We start from the raw sequence: 20308 nt of genomic DNA on the forward strand, positions 1-20308 counted from the left end.
CCGATACGCCGCTGCCGCTCGAACTGCCGCCCGTGCCACCGGCGATGGAGCCGGCCCTCCCGCGGCCCGCCGAGATGGCGGAGCTCACCCGTCGGCTCGGGGAGGCCGACGCGATCGTCGTGGTGACCCCCGACTACAACCGCAGTTTCCCGGCTTCGCTGAAGGCCGCGATCGACTGGCACTACACCCAGTGGCAGGCCAAGCCGATCGGGTTCGTGGGCTACAGCGGCGGGAGCGGCGGCCTGCTGGCCATCGAGCAGCTGCGGCAGGTGTTCAACGAACTGCAGGCTCACACGGTCCGCGACTACGTCTCCTTCCCCCGCTACTACCTGCTCTTCGGCCCGGACGGCACCCTGCTGGAGCCCGAGGGACCCGACGCCGCCGCGAAGGTGCTGCTGGACCAGCTGTTGTGGTGGGGATCGGTCCTGCACGACGCCCGGCGCGACCGGCCGTACCCCGCCGCGGCCTGAGTCCCGCGCGGCGCCCCGGTCCGGCGGGCCGGGGCCGGATCAGAACGGCTTCGTCGGCAGGTACTTGCCGTCGAGGGTGATGACGGCCCGGGAGCCGCCGTCGGGGTCCTCGACCTTCCGCACATCGAGCCGGAAGTTGATCGCGCTGATGATGCCGTCGCCGAACTGCTCGTGGATCAGCGCCTTGAGCGTGGTGCCGTAGACCTGGAGCATCTCATGGAAGCGGTAGATCGTCGGATCGGTGGGGACGCCGCCCGGGGCGGAGCCGCGCAAGGGGATCGTCTGCAGCAGCAGGGAGGCGTCCTCGTCCAGGCCGAGGAGCCCGGTGACGGCGTCGGCGGCTTCGGCCGGCAGCGGATGCTGGCCGAGCAGCGCGGCCGTCACGAAGGCCACCGACAGACCGGTGACATCGGCCAGCTCCTGCCAGCTGAGGTCCTTGCGCATCTTGGCGTCGACGACCTGGATCGCGAGCTGCTCGCGGGCCTGCGGGTCGAACTGGGCCTGGATCATGGGAGTTCCTTCCGGAGTGCGGTGTGAGTGATGGCCGGCCGACGGGGTCGTCAGCCGGCGAGTGCGGTGAAGCGGCCGCTCGCGGTGTCGAGTTCCTCGACGGCACCGGTGCCGATGTCGTAGACCCAGCCGTGCAGGGTGACCGTGTGCCGGTCCAGTGCGCGGGCGACGCTGGGATGAGTGGCGAGATGCGCGAGTTGCGTGAGGACGTTGTCGCGGATCAGGGCGGCGACCGCGTCCCCGCCGTCCGCCGCGGCCGCGCGGGCCGGGGAGGCGTCGGCGTACCGCAGCCAGTCGGCGATGGCGGGCAGCGCGGTCAGGTCCCGGCCCTCGGCGAGCGCGGTCATCGCACCGCAGGCGGAATGGCCGCAGACGATGATGTCGCTGACGCCCAGGACACCGATGGCGTACTCGATGCTGGCCGCCACACCGTCCGCGCCGGCGCCGCGGGCGGGGACGAGGTTGCCGGCGGTCCTGATGACGAACAGCTCACCCGGCTCGCGCTGGGTGATCAGCTCGGGGACCACCCTGGCGTCGGAACAGCCGATGAACAGGGCGGTCGGCCGATGGGTGGCGGCGAGGTGCTCGAAGAGCCCCGCCCGGGCGGGGAAGACGTCCCGCTGGAAGCGCTGGACTCCCTCGGCGATATCGCGCATGGTCACTCTCTTCGGTGAGGGTGTCGGTGGAGGCCGACGTGCTCCACCCTGCGTGACCAGTGCCTATAGTGTCCAAGACGGAGAAGTCATGACAGCGATTGCTGTCATCTATAGCGGGAGGCGGCCTTGGAACTACGGCATCTGCGCTATCTGCTCGCCGTCGCCGAACACGCCAACTTCACGCGCGCGGCCGAGGCCCTGCACATCTCCCAGCCGACGCTCTCCCAGCAGATCAAGCAGCTGGAACGCTCCTTGAAGGTGCAGCTGCTGGACCGGACCGGGCGCACCGTCCGGCTGACCGACGCCGGCCGGACCTACGTCCACTACGCCCGCCGCGCCCTGCGCGACCTGGCCGCCGCGGAACGCGCAGTTCTGGACGTCCAGGACCTCTCGTCCGGCACCCTGCGGCTGGCCATGACCCCGACCTTCACCGCCTACCTCGTCGGCCCGCTGACCGGGGACTTCTACACCCGCCACCCCGGCATCACCCTGGACATCCAGGAGGACGCCCAGGACCGTGTCGAAGCCCGGCTGCTGGCCGACGAGCTCGACCTGGGCATCGGCTTCAGCGGCCAACACCTGCCGGGCATCGAGGCCACCGCGCTCTTCACCGAGACCCTGAGCCTCGTCGTCGGCACCGCCCATCCCTACGCCGGCCGGAAGCGCCCGTTGCCGGTGGGGAAACTTCACGGTCACCCTCTGGCGCTGCTCACCAGCGGCTTCGTCACCCGCGGCCACATCGACGCGTATCTCGCCGCGCACCAGGTGCAGCCGCACGTCGCCATGGAGGCGGACTCCGTCAACGCGCTCACCGAGATCGTCCGGCACACACCACTGGCCACGGTGCTGCCTGACGCCATCACCCGCGACCACCCCCATCTGCACCCCGTCGCCCTGGCTCCACCGCTGCCCGCCCGAACGGTCACCCTGCTGCGCCGCGAGACCGCCTACGAGAGCGCCGCCGCCCGCGCGTTCGCCGACCTCACCCACCAATGGGCCGCCACCCGCGGCTACGCCCCCGCCTGACACGGGCACGGGTCGCGGCCGGCCGGCGGACGACTCGTCAGGGCGGCGAAGGCCGGGGGTGACCTGCTGTCGTTGTGATCGTTTCCTGAGGTGAGAGGCCCACACCACATTTCCACGCCAGTGGTATCCCTCAGAACAGGACGACACGATGAGCAAGCACCAAAAGGGCCGTAGGCACCGGACGGTCAACCGCAACCCCCGTCCGGCCGGCCCCGCGCGGCCGCCGGCGGCGCCCCGGACCCCGGCCGCCGGACGGGTGGTTCCCGATGCGGAGCAGGGCGGCACGCGCATCCCGGAGACCTCCCCGGTGGCCCAGGCCCCGCAGACCGCGAAGTCCGCGAAGTCCGCGAAGCCGGACGTACCCAGAGCCTCCGATCCGGTGCCGGACGGCGGTCTCGGTCATCATGCGGCGCGTACCTGGCAGGAGGTGCAGTCCGCCGGGGACGGCGGGATCACGGTCGAGGAGCTGTGCACGGCCGTCGGCTACCAGTCGCGCACCATCCTCAAGCACCTCAAGGTGCTGGCCCAGGACGGGCTGGCCGAGCCGTTCGGAGAGCGGTGGCGGTCCACCGGCCAGAAGCTGTTCTAGGCTCCGTCAGATCTCCCGCTGGATGGAGCAGTAGACGTCGGCGAGCCGGACCAGCGCCTCCAGGCGGGCCAGCCCCCAGCGCCCGTACCTGCGGTTGAGGGCTTCGAACCGGGCGGGCCCCGCCCGGTCCACGGTCTCGGCGGTGCCCAGGACCACCTCCTGGCCCGCGATGGTCAGACGGAGGTGCCGGGGGTCCGGGTCGACGACCGGCGGGAGCAGCGGCCGGGCGAACCCGTGGTGGGACGCGACCAGATGGATGACCAGGTCCGTGTCGATGTCGTCGCGGCCGGCCGCGTGCAGTGCGGCGATGCGGGCCGAGAGCGCTTCGTGCCGCATCCCCTGCGGATAGCCGGAGGCCCGCCGGGCCGTCCCGGACCCGGCCCGGTCGGCCGGGTCCGTACCGGACTTGGCGAGCGGCTCCGGTGCGGCGAGGGCGGCGTCCTCGTCCCCGCCGTGCAGCATCGTCTGGAAGCGCGGATCCCGTTTGCCCTCGTCGTGCAGGGCGGCCGCGAGGGCGACGGCGGCGACCGTACGGCCGTCCAGGTGAAGGTTGCGGGCGTACAGTCCGGCGGCCGCGGACACCTCGGCCTGGTGTTCGGCGAGGGTCTGCGGCAGACCGGCCGTGGAGGGTCCGTTGAGGGGGGCCTGGCCGGCGACGAACAACCGGAGGCCGTTGACGGTGAGGAGGCGGCCTCCGCGGGCCAGGGCGCTGAACACCCTGAGGTGCGGGACGTCGCCGGGCGCGCTGCCTGCGAGCTCGGCGAACCGGCCGCGGTAGCGGGCCTGCTGTTCGGCGGTGAAGGGTGCGGTGTCGGCGGCGATGTCCGTGACCAGCTGGTCCACCCGGGAGGCGAGCGGGGGGTCGTGGACACGCACGGCGGTGGCCAGGTCCGGGCCGATCCGGACGCCGGCCCGGCCGTCCCCGCCGCCCACCAGGTCCGCGATGTCAACGACCGGATCGGTGGAGGCGGGGTTCCAGCCGTACGCGTCACACCCGCCGAATTCCGTCGGCAGGACGATGAGATCGTCGGCCTCGATGTCGTCGGGCGTGACGATCGCGATTGCCGCGTCGAACCGGTACCGGAGGATCTCCAAACCGGACCCGCCCTCTGACGGGCCGTCCGAGGGCTCCTCGCCCGGCCCGGGAAACGCGTCGTCGTCGGAGATCGCGGCGGCGTCCGGGCTGCCGGTCAGCCACCGCCGTACGGCGTGCAGCGGCAGTTCGATGCTCTCCTCGGCGGCCGGCGGGAACAGGTTCACCGTATTGCGCCATTCCTCGGCGGTCAGGCCCGCCTCGCGGGTCCGCCACGCGACGCTGACGACAGGGCGGGCGTCCGCGCCGATGCCGTGCAGATACGGGGCGACCGGCTCGTCGGCGTCCGGCGCCGGTTCGGTGCGCACCCAGGCGTCCAGCGCTGCCGCGTGCACGGGAGTTCTGACCGGCGGGGATCCGCGCATCGCCTGCCACTCCGTGGCATCGAGGCCGGCCGTCAACCGGCGCAGCGCGGCGGGGGAGACGGCCGGCCCGGGGCCGGTGAGCTCGGGGGTCTCGCCGGGGCCGGTGACGACCGGCGGGCAGAGCCCGGTCAGCAGGCGCCAGGTGGCGTCGCTCGCGTCCCTGTGCGGCCCGGGCACGTCCGCTGTGCCGTGGACCACGACGGCGCGGGCGTCGGTGCGCCGCCCGACGCGGTTGAGCCGGCCCAGCCGCTGGATCAGCGCCGGGAGCGGGGCCGCTTCGGTGACCAGCGCGTCGAAGTCGAGATCGGTGCCGACCTCGACGGTCTGGGTGGTCACCACATGGAACGGGCCGCCGTCGCGGGACTCGTGGCCGGCCTTCGTCCGGTCGTGCCACCGGCCCCGCAGATACTCCCGGTCCAGGGCGCGGCTCCGCCCCGTCAGCAGCACCTTCTCGCCGGGCAGCAGCTCCAGGACGGCCCGGGCCCGACCGAGCGTGTTGCAGACGACCCCGACGACCTGGCCGTCGGCGGCCGGCCGCTGCGCCCACGCGGCGAGGGAGGCGGCCATCGACCGATCCCGGCTATCCGCGTCCGTGCCGACCTCGACGGGATGGAGCCGCTTGGCCGACCGCAGCCGCGGACCCGCCACCGGATGACGCTCGTCGTCACCGGTGATGCCGTGCGCGTCGGCGCTCCCAAGCCCGGCGACCGCCGACATGGTCACCAGGACGGGGCGCAGTTCCCCGGGCGTCCCGTCCAGCGCGAAGGCGGCGCGGACTCCGGCCGCGAACTCCTCGGACCCGTGCGCCTCGTCGAGGACGATCAGTGAGTCGGTGCCGGTCAGGGCGGCGTCGATCGACCGGCGCCGGGTGCCGGTGCCGGAGCCGCGGAAGAGCAGGCGGCTGCCCACCTGGTCGATCGTGCCGACCACCACGGCGAGCCGGTCCGGGCGCTCCACCCAGTTCGCGGACCAGGTCACCCCGCCCCGCATCCGGGTCGCCTCCAGCACATCGGTGTCGCCCTCGCGCCACAGCGCCCGCGCGACCCGTCCGGTGGCCGTGCCCACCGGGACCGTGGGTACCACCGGAACCGTCGGTGCTGCCGGTCGGTCGGCGTACGGATCCGACAGCGCCGACCGCAGCGCCCGGGCGAGCCGCGCCGCGTGGTCGTACACCTCGTCGGCGGCCAACCGCCGGTCCACGACGTAGAAGATCCGCAGCGGTGCCCGGGAAGGGCCCGCGCCGTTGACGGGCCGGCCGCGCTCCAAGGCCGCAGTGAACACCGCGAGGTCGAGGACGCAGGTCTTGCCGAGTCCGGTCGGCACCGAGACGGCGCGCGGCCAGCCGTCCTTCACCACCCGGTCCACCAGTGCCGTCTGCCAGGGAAAGGGCTCGTACCCGTGAATCTCGCGGCAGAAGGCGGTGAAGTCGCCCGGCTCCGGTTCGAGTTCCAGCATGGATCGGACGCTCCTCAGGTGTCGGCGCCCAGTTTCGCAGGCGGCACCGGGGCTTGTGAAGGTCGAGCCGGCCGCGGAGGCGATGTGAGGGGAGTGAACGGAGAGTTGCTCGGAATTACAAGTTAGGAAACTTTACTAACGTCTATTGACGGCCACCGGGACCTTTGCCACTCTCGCTGCACGCGGCTTGGCGCGGCATCCCCGGATGTGACGCGCTCAGTGAGAGATCTGCCCCGGCCGTGGGCCTCGCGATGTCCCGGTGCAGCCGGGCTCCGCGATCAATCTCCCACGCCCGGAGGCAGTCGTGTCCTTGCTCCTGCCCGCCCGCCATCGCCGTCTGTACGGCCTGGTGGCGGCTCTCGCCCTGCTCATCACCCTGTCGGCCTCGTCGTCCGGATTCGCGGCCGGCGACGTGCTGCTGTCCCGCGGCAGGCCGGCCCTCTCGTCGTCCGACGAGAGCTCGTCCCTCAACGCGGCCAAGGCGGTGGACGGCAACACCGCCACCCGCTGGGCCAGCGAGGAGGGGCTCGACCCGCAGTGGATCCGCGTCGACCTCGGCGCCGCCCACACCCTCACCCGCGTACACCTCGACTGGGAGGCCGCCTACGGCAAGGCGTACCGCGTCGAGGTCTCGCCCGACGGCTCCGCCTGGACCAAGGCGTACTCGACGACCACCGGTGACGGCGGCATCGACGAGGTGGCCCTGCCGGCCGCCACCGCCGGCCGCTACGTCCGCGTGTACGGCACCGCCCGCGGCACCGCATACGGGTACTCCCTCAAGGAGTTCGAGGTGTACGGCCCGGCCGGCGGCCCGGACACCACCGCGCCGACCGCGCCCGGGAACCCGCGCGTCACCGGCACGACCGCCACGTCCGTCTCCCTCGCCTGGGACGCGTCCACCGACGACGTCGGTGTCACCGGCTACCAGGTGACACGGGACGGCGCGGTCGTCGCGACCGCGACCGGCACCACGTACACCGATACCGGCCGCACCCAGGGGACGGCCTACACCTACACCGTCAACGCCGTGGACGCGGCGGGCAACGTCTCCGCCGCGAGCGCACCGGTGACCGGCACACCCGGTCAGAGCTCGACCTCGTTCACGGTCGTCGCCGCGGGTGACATCGCCGATCCCGGCTGCGCCGCGGGCAACAACTGCGGGGCGGAGAACACCGCCAAGCGCGTCGAGGCCATCAATCCCGACGAGGTCCTCACCCTCGGGGACAACCAGTACGACACCGGCAGCCTCAGCGACTTCAAGAAGTACTACGGGACGACCTGGGGCCGGTTCCTCAACAAGACCCATCCGTCGACCGGCAACCACGAGTACGACGACAGCACCCCGGCGGCCGGCTACAAGGGGTACTTCGGCAGCCGCGCCACCCCCGACGGCAAGACCTACTACAGCTGGGACCGGGGCGGCTGGCACTTCGTGGCGCTCGACACCGAGACCTCCATGTCCGCCACCTCCGCGCAGGGCAAGTGGCTGGAGGCGGACCTCACCAAGAACACCAACGGCTGCGTCGCCGCGTACTGGCACCGCCCGCTGTACAGCTCCGGGCCGCAGGCCGACATGGTCAGCAAGCCCGTCTGGCAGATCCTGCGCGCCCACGGCGCCGACCTCATCCTGAACGGCCACGACCACCTCTACGAGCGCTTCGCACCGCAGAACGCGACGGGCGGCGCCGACCCGGCGGGCGTACGGGAACTGATCGTGGGCACCGGCGGCGCCGACAGCTACGGCTTCGAGAGCGCGCAGCCCAACAGCCAGAAGCGGATCACCGACGTCAAGGCCGTCCTGAAGCTGACCCTCACTCCGACCACGTACACCGGGCAGCTGATCCGCGACAACGGCTCGGTGCTCGACACCTTCGGTCCCGTCACCTGCCACTGACAGGTCCCGTCACCCGCCACCGACCCACGCTCGCGCTCAACGCACGGCGAACGCCGTGGAACAAGGAGACAACTCGTGAAACGACACCTGACGGCGCTCGCCGCCGCCATGGTGGCCCTGACGGCCGGAGCCGGTGCGATCTTCGCCGGCTCCGTGCCGGACCGGGCCGAAGCCGCCGGCCGCGGCAATCCGCACGGCGTCACCGGCGACCTGGCGCACTCGTCGAACCGGGCCATCAGCAAGGCGGAGGCGCTGGCCCACCCGGAGCGACTGGTCACCCTCGCCAAGAGCCTGCACACGCGAGTGGTCAACGCCCGGCTGCCGCTGACGACCGATCAGGGCGCGCTGTGGCCCAGCGACTCCGACCCGCGATGGCTCATCAGCTGCAACGAGAGCGACCCGGACAAGCCGGGACTGCTGCGCACGGAGCTGGCGACCGGCAGGTCCCAGACGATCCTGACCGGCACCGAGGCTTGCGACCCCGTGCGGCGCACCGCCTGGGGAACGATCGTCATCGGGGAGGAGACCGGTGGCGGCCCCGAGGGCGGCCGGCTCTACGAGCTGATCGACCCGCTGCACACCACCGGAGTGACGCTCGACCGGTCCACCGGCCGCTTCAGCGGCGGCACCGGGGCGGCGAACCTCACCGTCCGGCCCGGCGTCGGCCGGATGTCCTACGAGGGCATCTCGGTGCTGCCCAACGGCCTGCTCTACTACGCCGACGAGAACCGTCCCGACAAGGGCGCGCCCGGCGGCGCGCTGTTCAAGTTCGTACCGGACAAGCCGCGGGCGGCGGGCGTCGGCCCCATCCACCGGCTGAGCGAGTCGCCGTTCGCGTCCGGCCGGGTCTACGGGCTCCGACTGGGCCGGTACGAAGGCGGCCGGGACTACGGGCAGGGCACCCAGACCGGCCAGGGCGCCTGGATCCCCGTCCCCGACCGCACCGACCCCGACCTGACCGGAGCCACCGCCGCGCTCCATCTGACCGGCCTGTACCGGCCGGAGGACATGGACCTGGACGGGACCGCGCTCGCCGCCGGGCAGGTCCGCGCCTGCGTCAACGAGACGGGAAACGAGGACGAGGCGCAGAACTGGGGCGAGTCGGTGTGCCTGACCGACGGGACGGTGGCCGCCGCCACCACCAACGCGGCGATCCCGCAGATCCAGTTGTTCGTCCCGGGCAGTCCGGCGGTCAACATGCCCGACAACCTGGCCTTCCGGCCGGGCCGCGGCACCTGGGTCGTGCACGAGGACGGTGACACCGAGAGCGATCTGCAGGGCTTCCACGGCAACGACCTGTGGAGTTGTCTGCCGGACGGGTCCGACCCCGACCTGCAGAGCGACGGCTGTATCCGGGTGGCGACCGTCAACGATCCGATGGGCTCGTTCACCGGTGGCGTCTTCGACGCGACCGGGCGCCATCTGTACGTGATCGTCCAGTACAACGTCACCGGCTACGGCGTACTGCTCGACATCAGCGGGTGGAAGTAGCCGATGTACATCTCGGCGAGCAGCAGCACCAGTGCCGCCGACGGCGCCCCGGGCCTCCGCCCGGGGCGCCGGGCCGGGCTGCTGCGTACGGTCCCCGCCAACGTGGTCGCACTCGGCGCCGTCAGCATGGTCACCGATGTCTCCTCGGAGATGGTCAGTGCGGTACTGCCGCTCTACCTGGTCCTCCAACTGGGCCTGAGCCCGCTCGCGTTCGGCATGTTCGACAGCCTGTACTCCGGCGCCACCGTCCTCGTACGGCTGGTCGGCGGCCATCTCGCCGACCGCCGTCAGCGCCGCAAACTGGTCGCCGGGATCGGCTACGGGCTGTCGGCGGTGTGCAAACTCGGCCTGCTGGCCGCGGGGAGCTCGGTGGGCGCCCTCGGCGCGGTGGTGGCCGCCGACCGGGCGGGCAAGGGCCTGCGCACCGCCCCTCGGGACGCGCTCATCTCCCTCAGTACGCCACCGCAGGCCCTCGGACTCGCCTTCGGTGTGCACCGGGCGATGGACACCGTCGGCGCCTTCATCGGCCCGCTCGCGGCCTTCGCGGTCCTCGCCGCGACCGGCACCGCCTACGACGCGGTGTTCGTCGTCAGCTTCTGCGTCGCCGCGCTCGGTGTGGTGCTGCTCGTCTCACTCGTCCGGGACCGGCAGGATCCACCCCCGGACCGGCGGGAGCCCGCGCTGCGCGCCGCGTTCGGACTGCTGCGCGCGGCCGCGTTCCGCCGCACCTGCGTCCTGACCGCCGCCCTGGGTCTCGTCACGGTCAGCGACTCCTTCATCTACCTGCTGCTGCAACGGCGGTTGGGGATCGCCCCGGAGTACTTCCCGCTGCTGCCGCTCGGCACCACCGGCGCCTACCTCCTGCTCGCCGTGCCGCTCGGCCGGATGGCGGACCGTACCGGCAGGTTCCGGATGTTCCTCGGCGGCCATGTGGCGCTGCTCGGCGCGTACGCGATGCTGCTCGGACCCGCCGGCGGACTCTTCGTCCTCATCCCGGCGCTCCTGCTGCACGGGGTGTTCTACGCCGCGACCGACGGCGTGCTGATGGCCGCGGCAGGACCGATGCTGCCCGCCGGGCTGCGGACGAGCGGGATGGCACTGCTGCAGACCGGTCAGGCGGGTGCCCGGGTGGTGTCCTCGATCATCCTCGGCGCTGCCTGGACGGCATGGGGTCCGCGCACCGGGCTCGCGGTGATGGCGACCGGGCTGGCGGTGTGCCTCCTGGTGGCCAGGTTCGGCTTCCCGACGGACGACGCCCGGACCGACGACACCGACTCCTCCGGCGGCACCGAAGCACCCGACGACCGTGCACCTGGCACCGCATCACCCAACGCCCGGGCGTACGACGAGGAGACGATCGCATGACCGCATTCCGGCAGCACGCCCGCTTCCGGCTGCTCGCACCGGTGGTCGCCCTGCTGGTGCTGGCCGGGCTCGGGGTCGGCTACAGCGTCCACGCGGCAAAGCGCGAGGCGGTCCCCGCCGTCCACGGCGAGCCGATCGACACCGCCCGCCCCGGCCAACTGCTGTTCCGGAACACCGCTCCCGGGGCCGGCCACGGCAACATCGCGGCCGTGCCGGCCGACACGGCCGGCGCTCCCCGTACGGTCAGCGGGCTGGGCTGCGAGCGGTTCTACAGCGCGGCGGGCACCGGCGTCTGCCTCGTCACCAGCACCGGCGCCGTGCCCAGGACGTACGCGCTGATCGTCGACCGTCAACTGCGCGAGGTCCGCCGGGTGAAGCTGTCGGGCATCCCCAACCGCGCCCGGGTCTCGCCCAGCGGGCGCATGGTCTCCTGGACGGTGTTCGTCCAGGGGGACTCCTACAACACGGGCGGCTTCTCCACCTGGACCGGAATCCTCGATACCCGTACCGGCTACGCGGTGCTGAACATCGAGGACATCCCGTTGTTCATCGACGGCCGCCGCTACCGCGCGTCCGACGTCAACTTCTGGGGGGTGACCTTCGCGGCGGACGACAACCGCTTCTACGCGACCGTGACGACGAAGGGGAAGACGTACCTCGTCCAGGGCGACTACGGGAAGTGGGAGGCGCACACGCTGCGTGAGAACGCCGAGTGCCCTTCCCTGTCGCCGGACGGCACCCGGGTGGTGTTCAAGAAGCGGGTCTACTCCGACGCGGCGCGGCCCTGGCGGCTCCACGTGCTCGACCTGGCGACGATGCTGGAGACCCCGCTCGCCGAGACGGCGAGCATCGACGACCAGGCCGCGTGGTTCGACGAGCACACCGTCATGTACGCCAGATCGCGGGGCAAGGGCGGCTCCGACGTCTGGGCCGTCCCGTCCGACGGGACCGGACAACCCCGTGAACTCATTGTCGACGCAGCGTCACCAAGTCGCTGAAGGAAGGGTTCCGGGCACGGACGGTGGCCGTCGTGAGCATTCCGACGGCCACCGCGCCTTCACTGTGCGAAACCTGAGTGGGGGTACAACTCGGACGAGGGCTCCCAAGAGCGGGCGTACGGCGGCCCATCGAGCAAGCGCTGTCACGAAGTTGCGTCAAAGGCGAACCCAGACCGCTGCTCAAGCGTCTAAAGGAGTGAGCACAACGAGCCTGCCGGGCACAGCCGTGGCGGTGCTGGAGAGTCAGGAGCGCGTTATGGAACCGGAGCCGGCCGTTGACGTCAGGAGACGTGTCGTCTGTCCCCGCTGCCACAGAGTGAGATGCATCTGCACCTGACACGGCCCCCACCCGGCGGATTCCGGGAGTCCGGTCGGCCGCTCCACCCCGAAAACGGACATGGGGCGACGCCCGCCGCTCACGTTGCCGGCCGCCTGCTAGCGTCGGCGCGGAAGGCGAGTCGTCCCCGGGCCTGAGACCTTGTCGCTCGGCCCGGCCCGGAATCGCCCGGACGTTACTTACACAGTGGGAGCATGCCAGTGCGGGGAAGACACGGCCGGTCACGGTCGCGGGTAGTCACCGGTATCACCGCGGCGGTCGCGGTCTCGGCGCTGGCGGTCGGAGCGTACGCCTCCGCATCCCCGGCAGGCCACGGGCAGGCGGCCTCGCCCGCCGGTGCGTCGCGTGCGTTGCAGGCGGACTTCAGCGCCGCCGCCGCGGAGTTCCAGGTACCCGAGAGCGTGCTGCTCGCCGTGTCGTACCACCAGACGCGCTGGGAATCGCACCAGGGCGCACCGAGCGCCACGGGCAACTTCAATGTCATGGGCCTCACGCAGGTCGACGCGTCGGCCGTACCGGCCCGCACCGACAGCGAGCGCCGCGCGGATCTGAACCAGCGGGGCGAAGGCGGCGCAAGCGCCGCACAGCGGTTCCGTCCGGACAAGGCGGCGCTCGCCGCCGTCGGCTCCGTCCGGACGTCGGATCCGGCGCTGCACACCCTGGACGCCGCCGCCGCGCTGATCGACGAGCCCGCCAAGGCGCTCCGCACCGATCCGCGGGAGAGCGTCCGCGGCGGTGCGGCCCTGCTCGCCTCCTACGAGAAGCAGGCGCACGGGAAGCTCGCCGCCGACCCGGGCCAGTGGTACGACGCCGTCGCGCGCTACACCCAGTCCCCGGACACCGCCGCCGCGAACCAGTTCGCCGACCGGGTCTTCGCGACCATCCGCACCGGCGCCACCCGCACCAACGCGGACGGCCAGCAGGTCACGCTGGCCGCCGCCCCCTCGGTCGTCCCGGCGGCCCCGGCGCCCACCCGCACGGCCAAAGCCGCGGGAGCGAAGGCCGCCGCCGCGGCGGAGTGCCCCTCGGGTCTGGTGTGCGACGTCGTCCCGGCCGCCTACCAGGGGACGAACGCCGCGGACCCGGCCGTCTACGGCAACTACGACAAGGCCAACCGGCCGGCCGACGGCCAGACGATCCGCTACATCGTCATCCATGACACCGAGAGCGACTACAGCTCCGCCGTCAACATCTTCCAGAACCCGACCTCCTACGTCAGCGCGAACTACCTGGTCCGCGCGAAGGACGGCCTGGTGTCACAGGTGGTGCCCACCAAGGACGAGGCGTGGCACGCCGGCAGCAAGGTGCTGAACATGCACAGCCTCGGCGTCGAGCACGAGGGCTTCGCCCTCACGAACGCGAGCTGGTACACCGAGGCGCAGTACGAGTCCTCGGCGGCACTCGTGCGCTACCTGGCGGCCCGCTTCAACATCCCGCTCGACCGGCAGCACATCATCGGCCACGACGATGTCACCGGCCCGACGGACGACTACGTGGCGGGCATGCACTACGACCCCGGTACGTACTGGGACTGGTCGCACTACATGGATCTGCTCGGCGCCCCGCTCGGCGGCAACGGCGCTCCGATCGTCGGCGGGGAGATCACCATCGCTCCGCCCTTCACCACGGCGAACCAGCCCGTGGTGACCGGTTGCGACGGCAAGACGTCCACGAGCCCGTGCCCGGCACGTCCGGCGAACTTCGTCTATCTGCGGACCTCCCCGTCCGCTTCCGCGGCCTTGATCAAGGACGCTCTCGTCGCCAAGAAGGGGGCCACGGGGACCATCCAGGGAGCCGACTGGACGGACAAGGCGGTCTCCGGCCAGACCTTCATCGTCGCCGATGTCCAGGGCGACTGGACGGCGATCTGGTACGCGGGCCAGAAGGCGTGGTTCTTCAACCCCGGCGGACAGAACGCCGTCGCCAACAGCCGCACCGCGCAGAAGGTCGTCACCCCCGCCGGCAGCGCCGCCGTACCGGTCTACGGCCGCTCCTACCCGGAGGAGTCCGCGTACCCGGCCGTCCTCTCCGCCGTCGGCAAGGACCCCAAGCAGCAGGTCGTGGCGACCAGCTACACCATGCCGGCCGGCCAGGCCTATGTCGCCGACGCGCCGATCGCGAGCGACTTCTTCTACGCGCAGAACGTCAACATGGACGCGCCCGGGGACCACACCCTGGTCGTCGGCACGACGACGTACTACCCGATCCGCTACAACCACCGCATCGCCTTCGTGAAGGCGAGTGATGTCACCACCGTCGAGGCGGCCAAGCCCCCGACGGGCACGTACACGCCGACCGGTCCGACGCGGGTGCTCGACACGCGGTCGGGGCTGGGTGCGGCGAAGGCTCCGGTGGGTCCGGGGGCGAGCATCGCCCTGCAGGTCGCGGGCGTCGGTGCCGTGCCGGCCACCGGAGTCACGGCGGTCGTCCTGAACGTGACGGCGGTCGCGCCGACCTCCGGTGGCTTCGTGAGCGTCTATCCGGACGGGCAGCCCCGGCCGGGCGTCTCGAACCTCAACTTCGTGGCGAAGCAGACGATTCCGAACCTGGTCGTGGTTCCGGTGGTGAACGGGAAGGTCGACTTCTACAACCTCCTGGGCACCGTTGACCTGCTGGCCGACCTCACCGGCTACTACACCTCCACAGGATCGGTGTTCAACACCGCGGGACCCACCCGCGTGCTCGACACCCGCTCCGGCACCGGAGGCATCCACGCCCCCGTCGGCCCCGGCGGCACCATCACCCTGCAGATCGCCGGACGCGCGGGGCTGCCGGCCACGGGTGTGACGGCGGTGGTCCTGAACGTGACGGCGGTCGCGCCGACCTCCGGTGGCTTCGTGAGTGTCTATCCGGACGGGCAGCCGCGGCCGGGGGTTTCGAATCTCAACTTCGTGGCGAAGCAGACGATTCCGAACCTGGTCGTGGTTCCGGTGGTGAACGGGAAGGTCGACTTTTACAACCTCCTGGGCAATGTCCACCTGCTGGCCGACCTGACCGGCTACTACACCAGCTGACAAGGGGTACGGAAGGGCCCGGCCGCGACCAGCGGCCGGGCCCTTCAGCGTTCCCGGGCCGTGTTCGCGCCGGAGTGGGTCCGCGCGAAGCCACTGGTCTGCCACGTACCACCCTCGGACGTGACCGCGAAGGCCTCCGCTCCCGGCAGGTCCTCCAGCCACCCGCGGGCCCGGTCCGCGCCCATTGCGCAGGCGGCGGTGGCCCAGGCATCGGCGTCGGTCAGGCCGCGGGCGACCACCGTGACCGAGGCGAGGGCATCGGCCGGGGGTGCGCCGGTGTGCGGGTCGAGGATGTGGCAGCCGCGTTCGGCGGGGCCGGAGGTGGCCACGGCCAGTGTGTGCCGGGCCTCGACGACGGTCACCACGGCACCGGGCCGCAGCGGGTCCGCCACCCCCACCCGCCAGGGTCCGCCGTGCAGCTGCACATCGCCGCCGCCGTTGACGCAGACGGCGGGCGCACCCGCGGAGTGCAGCATCGCGGCCGCCCGCTCCACGGCCCACCCCTTGACGAGACCGGTCGGATCGATCCCTCCCGCGTACCGGGCGCTGAACCAGCCGCCGCTGAGCCACTCTGCGTCCGCACACAGCCGCAGCACCTCCCGTACCTCCGCCGAGCACTCGTCGGGGGTGAGCTCGCCGCGGGCCAGCCGGCTGACCTGGCTGCCGGTCCGGTAGGGCGAGAACTCCTCGTCCACGTGGTGCAGCCAGGCGGTGGCGGCGGCCAGCGCGGTACGGGTGCGCGGACCCGTGTCACCACGGACGTCGAACGAGAACACGGTGCCCATCACGTGCTCCACGTGCCGCAGCCGATCCGGGGTGTCAGCCACCGGATCTGTCCAACGCGCTCTGCAGGGAGCGGATGTACCCCTCGCTGGTGTACGTCGCGCCGGAGACGGTGTCGATGCCCGCGCTCTGGGCGTCGAGGGCCTCCTGGGTGAGCTGCGGAACGGAGAACTCGGCGACCTCCTGGTCCCGGCCGTTCTCGTCGGGTACCTGGAGCACGGTGACCGCGGTGATCTTCGACCCGGTCAGGGTGATCCGCACCTGTACCGGCCCGAACCGCGTCTGGATGGTGTCCCCGTCGACGGTCCGGACCCCGCCGGACGTCGAACCCGCCGACGCCGACGGGGCGGACCCTGCCGCTGTGGGGGAGGGTCCCTGGTTCGGGTTCTGTTGCGCCACCGACTGGTGTTGCGCGTGCGGTTTCAGCGACAGCAGGAGGACGACGCCGGTCACGGTGGCTGCCGCGCTCAGCACGATGCGGCGCAGGGGATGGGTTCGCATGGCGCTCACAGCTCGAAGGATTCGTGGTGGATGCGGCCGGCGGGCACACCGGCCGCGCGCAGTGCGTCGTACGACTCCTGCGCCATGCCTTCCGGCCCGCACAGGTACACGTCGTGCTGTGCGATGTCGGGCAGTATCGTCCGCAGGCCGGTGACGGTGATCGCGGCGCGGGTGCCGTCGGCCGCGTTGACGGCGTAGTACAGGCGGGCTCCGCGGGACTGCGCTATCGACTCCAGCTCCGACCGCAGGGCCAGGTCCCCTGGTGTGCGGGCCCGGTACAGCAGGGTCAGCTCGCCGGGGCGGGCGGGGAGCGTCTCGAACAGCGCGCGCAGCGGGGTGACACCCACCCCGCCGGCGAGCAGCAGCACCTTGGAACGGGTCCGGCGGGCGGAGGTCAGCGCCCCGTACGGGCCCTCCGCCCAGACCCGGGTGCCGGGCCGGAGCAGGGCCAGCGCCGCGCTGTGGGCACCGGCGGCCTTGACGGTGATGCGCAGCTGGTCCGGGCGGGGGGCGGCCGACAGCGAGTACGGACTGGAGGTCCACCACAGTCCGCCGGTGAGGAACCGCCAGCGCAGGAACTGGCCCGGCTCGGCGCGCAGTCCGTCCAGCCGGCGCCCCTGGATCAGGACGGAGACGACGCCGGGCGCCTCGCGTACGACCGCCGCGACCCGCAGCCGGTGCCGCACGTTCAACCGGACGGGGACGAGAACGCGGAACCACACCACCAGCGCAGCGACCCCGAGGTACAGCGCGTACCAGGCGTTCCGGGCCGCCGCGTTCCCGGCGAAATCGGCGCCGAGGGCGAGTTGGTGGCCGAAGGCGAGGAAGAGCGCGAGATAGGTCATGACGTGCAGGTAGTACCAGGTCTCGTAGCTGACCCGGCGGCGTACGGCACGCGCGGAGAAGACGCCGACGGCGACGAGGATCAGCGCACCCGCCGTCCCCTTGAGCATCTCCGGATAGTCCAGCACCACGGTCGTGGTCTCCCGCACCACGCTCGTGCGGGCCTGCAGCGCGTAGCCCCAGATGATCAGGACGATGTGGGCCAGCAGCAGACAGACGGTGTAGCGGCCGGCCATCGCGTGCCAGCGGGCCACCCGGTCGCTGCCCACCCCGCGTTCCAGGGCGGGCACCCTGGCCATGAGGGCGACCAGGACGGCGCAGCCGTAGCCGGTGAGGAGGCCGGCGATCCGGCCCGCGCCGATCAGCCAGCCTGCCGGCCCGACGACCGAGGCGGTGTCCAGCCACCACAGCGCCAGCACCGTGACCGCACCCGCCCCGACCAGGGAAAGGATGAAGCGGGCCGGTGAGCGGCGGCCGCGCGGCGCGGGTGGCCCGGGCGGCGCGGACCGGCGCCGGGCCGCCCGGTGGCCGTAGGTGGTCGCCACGATGTCCCCTTTCGTCGGCTGACGGCCCACTGTGCCGCCGCAACCTCTGAATCAGCTCTGAACCGGAGGCCCGGGGCGGGTCTCATGGGAAACTCAGAGGTTGGGGCGGCATGCTGGACGGACCATGGACATCCCTCCCGCCGCACCCCCGCTGCCCTCCCTGACCCGCCCGGACGGCACCCCGGTCCGGGTCCTCGTCGTGGACGACGAGCCGGACCTGCTCGAGGTCCTCGCCGGGGTCCTGCACTACGAGGGCTGGCAGGTGCGGACCGCCGCCGACGGGGCCTCGGCGCTCACCGCGGCCCGGGACTTCCAGCCCGACGCCGTCGTCCTCGACATCATGCTGCCGGACTTCGACGGGCTGTCCGTGCTGCGCGGACTGCGGGACCGGCAGCCCGGGATCTGTGTGCTGTTCCTGACCGCGCGCGATGCCGTCGAGGACCGGATCGCCGGCCTCACCGCGGGCGGCGACGACTACGTCACCAAACCGTTCAGCCTCGAAGAGGTACTGGCCCGGCTGCGCGGGCTGCTGCGCCGCGCGGGCATGACCCGGCGGCGGCCCGAGGGCGCGCTGCTGAGCGTCGGCGACCTGGTCATGGACGAGGAGGCGCGGGAGGTGACCCGGGACGGGCAGACCGTCGAGCTGTCGCCGACCGAGTTCGAGCTGCTGCGGTATCTGCTGCGCAACCCCCGCCGGGTGCTGAGCAAGGCGCAGATCCTGGACCACGTCTGGTCGTACGACTTCGGCGGCCAGGCCCACATCGTGGAGCTCTACATCAGCTATCTGCGCAAGAAGATCGACGTCGGACGCGTTCCGATGATCCACACGGTGCGGGGCGCCGGATACGTCCTCAAGCCGGGCACCCCGTGATCCGCCCGCACTCGCTGCGCGCCCGGCTGACCTGCGGGCTGGTGGTGCTGCTCGCGGTCAGCTGCGCCGCCGTCGGCGTCGCGGCGGTGCTCGCGCTGCGGGGCTTTCTCACCGAGCGCCTCGACCAGCAGCTCAGCGACGCGGGCGGCCAGTTCCCGGCGAGCCTGGAGCACGCGGGGGAGCACGGCGAACCCGACGCGGACAACCACGCCGACACCCGCCGCCAGTCGCCCGGCACCTTCGGCGCCCGGCTGCTCGCGGGAGTGGTCACCGACGCCGCTGTGGTGCGCTCCGGCACCGACACCACGGTGGAGCTCAACGCGGCCGACAAGGCGGAACTGGCGGCCGTTCCGGTCGACGGCCATGCCCACGACATCAGGCTGTCGGCCCTGCACCGCTACCGGGTCAGGGCCCTGGCCGGCGACGACCAGGACGTGCTCATCACCGGTCTGCCCCTGCACGGCGTCGAGGAGACCGTGCACCGGCTCGAACTGGTCGAGGCGGCCGTCTTCGGCGGCGCCCTGGTGGTGACCGGTGTGGCCGGGGCGCTGTGGGTGCGCTGGTCGCTGCGGCCGTTGCGCAGGGTCGCCGCGACCGCCACGGCCGTGACGCGGCTGCCGCTGGACAGCGGCGAGGTCGCCCTGCCGCTGCGGGTCCCGGACGCGGATCCGCGCAGCGAGGCGGGACAGGTGGCCACCGCCTTCAACCTCATGCTCGGCCATGTCGGCGACGCCCTGTCCAAGCGGCACACGAGCGAGGAACGGCTGCGCCGGTTCGCGGCCGACGCCAGCCATGAACTGCGCACCCCCGTCGCGTCGGTGCGCGGCCACGCGGAACTGGCGCTGCGCCACCCGGGCCCGGTGCCGGCCGAGGTACGGCGGTCGCTGGAGCGGGTGGCCGCGGAGTCCGCGCGGATGGGCGTGATGGTCGACGACCTGCTGCTGCTCGCCCGGCTGGACGCCGGCCGGCCGCTGGAGCGCCGGCCGGTGGACCTGACGCGGCTGGTGCTGGACGCGGTGGACGACGCACGGGCCGCCGGCCCCGGTCACCGCTGGGTGCTCGATCTGCCGGAGGAGCCCGTCACCGTCCCCGGCGACGCCCACCGGCTGCAGCAGGTGGTGGCGAACCTGCTGGCCAACGCCCGCATCCACACCCCGGACGGGACCGAGGTCGCGGTGCGGCTGCGGACCGTACCGTCAGGCGATGGGACGGTCGAGGTGAGAGTCGCGGACAACGGCCCGGGGGTGCCGGAGGCGGTGCGCGCGACGCTCTTCGAACGTTTCGCGCGGGCCGACCGGCGGCGCCCCGGCGCGGGCAGCGGTGCGGGCCTGGGCCTGGCCATCGTCGCCGCCGTGGTCGAGGCGCACGACGGCACGGTCACCGCCCGCAGCCGGCCGGGCCGGAGCGAGTTCACGGTGCGGCTGCCGCTCGGTGACGGCGCCGGCGGCGCCAAGGAGGAGCCGGAGGTGGGTGCGGGGCCGTGGTAGTGCGCGGCCCCGCGG

The 20308-nt window shown here is 72.4% G+C and carries 16 protein-coding genes; 10 read left to right on the forward strand and 6 right to left on the reverse strand.

Going from position 1 to position 20308, the window contains the following annotated elements:
• Nucleotides 1–470, forward strand: a 470-nt coding sequence (locus O3W51_RS01405; RefSeq protein WP_269283076.1) for an NADPH-dependent FMN reductase, incomplete at its 5' end; no start/stop codon positions are given.
• Nucleotides 471–509: 39 nt separating this feature from the next.
• Here the strand turns inward: O3W51_RS01405 and cynS are convergent.
• Together cynS and O3W51_RS01415 are read right to left on the reverse strand one after the other, a co-directional pair.
• Nucleotides 510–980, reverse strand: a complete 471-nt coding sequence (gene cynS / locus O3W51_RS01410) for a cyanase (protein WP_138351368.1) — start codon at nucleotides 978–980, stop codon at nucleotides 510–512.
• 50 nt (nucleotides 981–1030) lie between these two features.
• Complete coding sequence (locus O3W51_RS01415) at nucleotides 1031–1636, reverse strand: carbonic anhydrase (RefSeq protein ID WP_138351369.1); 606 nt, start codon at nucleotides 1634–1636, stop codon at nucleotides 1031–1033.
• A gap of 126 nt (nucleotides 1637–1762) precedes the next feature.
• Here O3W51_RS01415 and cynR point away from each other — a divergent pair, with 126 nt between their 5' ends.
• On the forward strand, nucleotides 1763–2662 hold the full coding sequence (gene cynR, locus O3W51_RS01420) for a transcriptional regulator CynR (protein ID WP_138351370.1): 900 nt from the start codon (nucleotides 1763–1765) through the stop codon (nucleotides 2660–2662).
• A 148-nt stretch (nucleotides 2663–2810) separates the two neighbouring features.
• Nucleotides 2811–3251, forward strand: coding sequence for a hypothetical protein (locus O3W51_RS01425; RefSeq protein WP_138351371.1), 441 nt, complete (start codon nucleotides 2811–2813; stop codon nucleotides 3249–3251).
• A gap of 6 nt (nucleotides 3252–3257) precedes the next feature.
• Here the strand turns inward: O3W51_RS01425 and cas3g are convergent, their stop codons facing one another.
• The gene (gene cas3g / locus O3W51_RS01430; RefSeq protein WP_269283080.1) at nucleotides 3258–6164 is read right to left on the reverse strand and encodes a type I-G CRISPR-associated helicase/endonuclease Cas3g; all 2907 of its coding nucleotides are present in this window, start codon (nucleotides 6162–6164) and stop codon (nucleotides 3258–3260) included.
• 304 nt (nucleotides 6165–6468) lie between these two features.
• Between cas3g and O3W51_RS01435 the strand changes: the two genes are divergently transcribed.
• The 5 genes from O3W51_RS01435 to O3W51_RS01455 all read left to right on the forward strand — a co-directional run bounded on the left by O3W51_RS01435 (nucleotide 6469) and on the right by O3W51_RS01455 (nucleotide 15263).
• Nucleotides 6469–8058, forward strand: a complete 1590-nt coding sequence (locus tag O3W51_RS01435; protein WP_244808975.1) for a discoidin domain-containing protein — start codon at nucleotides 6469–6471, stop codon at nucleotides 8056–8058.
• Nucleotides 8059–8133: 75 nt separating this feature from the next.
• Entirely contained in the window at nucleotides 8134–9549 is a 1416-nt protein-coding gene (locus O3W51_RS01440; RefSeq protein WP_138351373.1) for an alkaline phosphatase PhoX, read from the forward strand.
• Between the two features lie 3 nt (nucleotides 9550–9552).
• On the forward strand, nucleotides 9553–10914 hold the full coding sequence (locus tag O3W51_RS01445; RefSeq protein WP_138351374.1) for an MFS transporter: 1362 nt from the start codon (nucleotides 9553–9555) through the stop codon (nucleotides 10912–10914).
• Nucleotides 10911–11912 (forward strand): TolB family protein, encoded by a 1002-nt coding sequence (locus O3W51_RS01450; protein WP_138351375.1) that lies wholly within the window; start codon nucleotides 10911–10913, stop codon nucleotides 11910–11912. The genes O3W51_RS01445 and O3W51_RS01450 overlap by 4 nt, the downstream gene beginning before the upstream one ends.
• Before the next feature lie 531 nt (nucleotides 11913–12443).
• Nucleotides 12444–15263 (forward strand): N-acetylmuramoyl-L-alanine amidase, encoded by a 2820-nt coding sequence (locus O3W51_RS01455; RefSeq protein WP_269283088.1) that lies wholly within the window; start codon nucleotides 12444–12446, stop codon nucleotides 15261–15263.
• A 44-nt stretch (nucleotides 15264–15307) separates the two neighbouring features.
• On the opposite strand, the gene O3W51_RS01460 is transcribed toward O3W51_RS01455, so the two are convergent.
• Genes O3W51_RS01460 through O3W51_RS01470 form a run of 3 tightly spaced genes read right to left on the reverse strand, consistent with a single transcriptional unit; the run spans nucleotide 15308 to nucleotide 17935 of the window.
• A complete protein-coding gene (locus O3W51_RS01460) occupies nucleotides 15308–16048 on the reverse strand; it encodes an FAD:protein FMN transferase (RefSeq protein ID WP_164292899.1) in 741 nt (246 codons plus the stop codon).
• A gap of 34 nt (nucleotides 16049–16082) precedes the next feature.
• A complete protein-coding gene (locus tag O3W51_RS01465; protein ID WP_138351597.1) occupies nucleotides 16083–16547 on the reverse strand; it encodes an FMN-binding protein in 465 nt (154 codons plus the stop codon).
• Nucleotides 16548–16552: 5 nt separating this feature from the next.
• The gene (locus O3W51_RS01470; protein WP_138351379.1) at nucleotides 16553–17935 is read right to left on the reverse strand and encodes a ferredoxin reductase family protein; all 1383 of its coding nucleotides are present in this window, start codon (nucleotides 17933–17935) and stop codon (nucleotides 16553–16555) included.
• A gap of 124 nt (nucleotides 17936–18059) precedes the next feature.
• On the opposite strand from O3W51_RS01470, the gene O3W51_RS01475 reads away from it, so the two are divergent.
• A complete protein-coding gene (locus tag O3W51_RS01475; RefSeq protein WP_138351380.1) occupies nucleotides 18060–18806 on the forward strand; it encodes a response regulator transcription factor in 747 nt (248 codons plus the stop codon).
• Nucleotides 18803–20293: a sensor histidine kinase gene (locus tag O3W51_RS01480; RefSeq protein ID WP_244808974.1), complete on the forward strand. Its 1491-nt coding sequence runs from the start codon at nucleotides 18803–18805 to the stop codon at nucleotides 20291–20293. The genes O3W51_RS01475 and O3W51_RS01480 overlap by 4 nt, the downstream gene beginning before the upstream one ends.
• The last annotated feature ends 15 nt before the right edge of the window (nucleotides 20294–20308 follow it).

Source organism: Streptomyces sp. H39-C1, assembly GCF_027158125.1.
Lineage (GTDB): Bacteria > Actinomycetota > Actinomycetes > Streptomycetales > Streptomycetaceae > Actinacidiphila > Actinacidiphila fildesensis.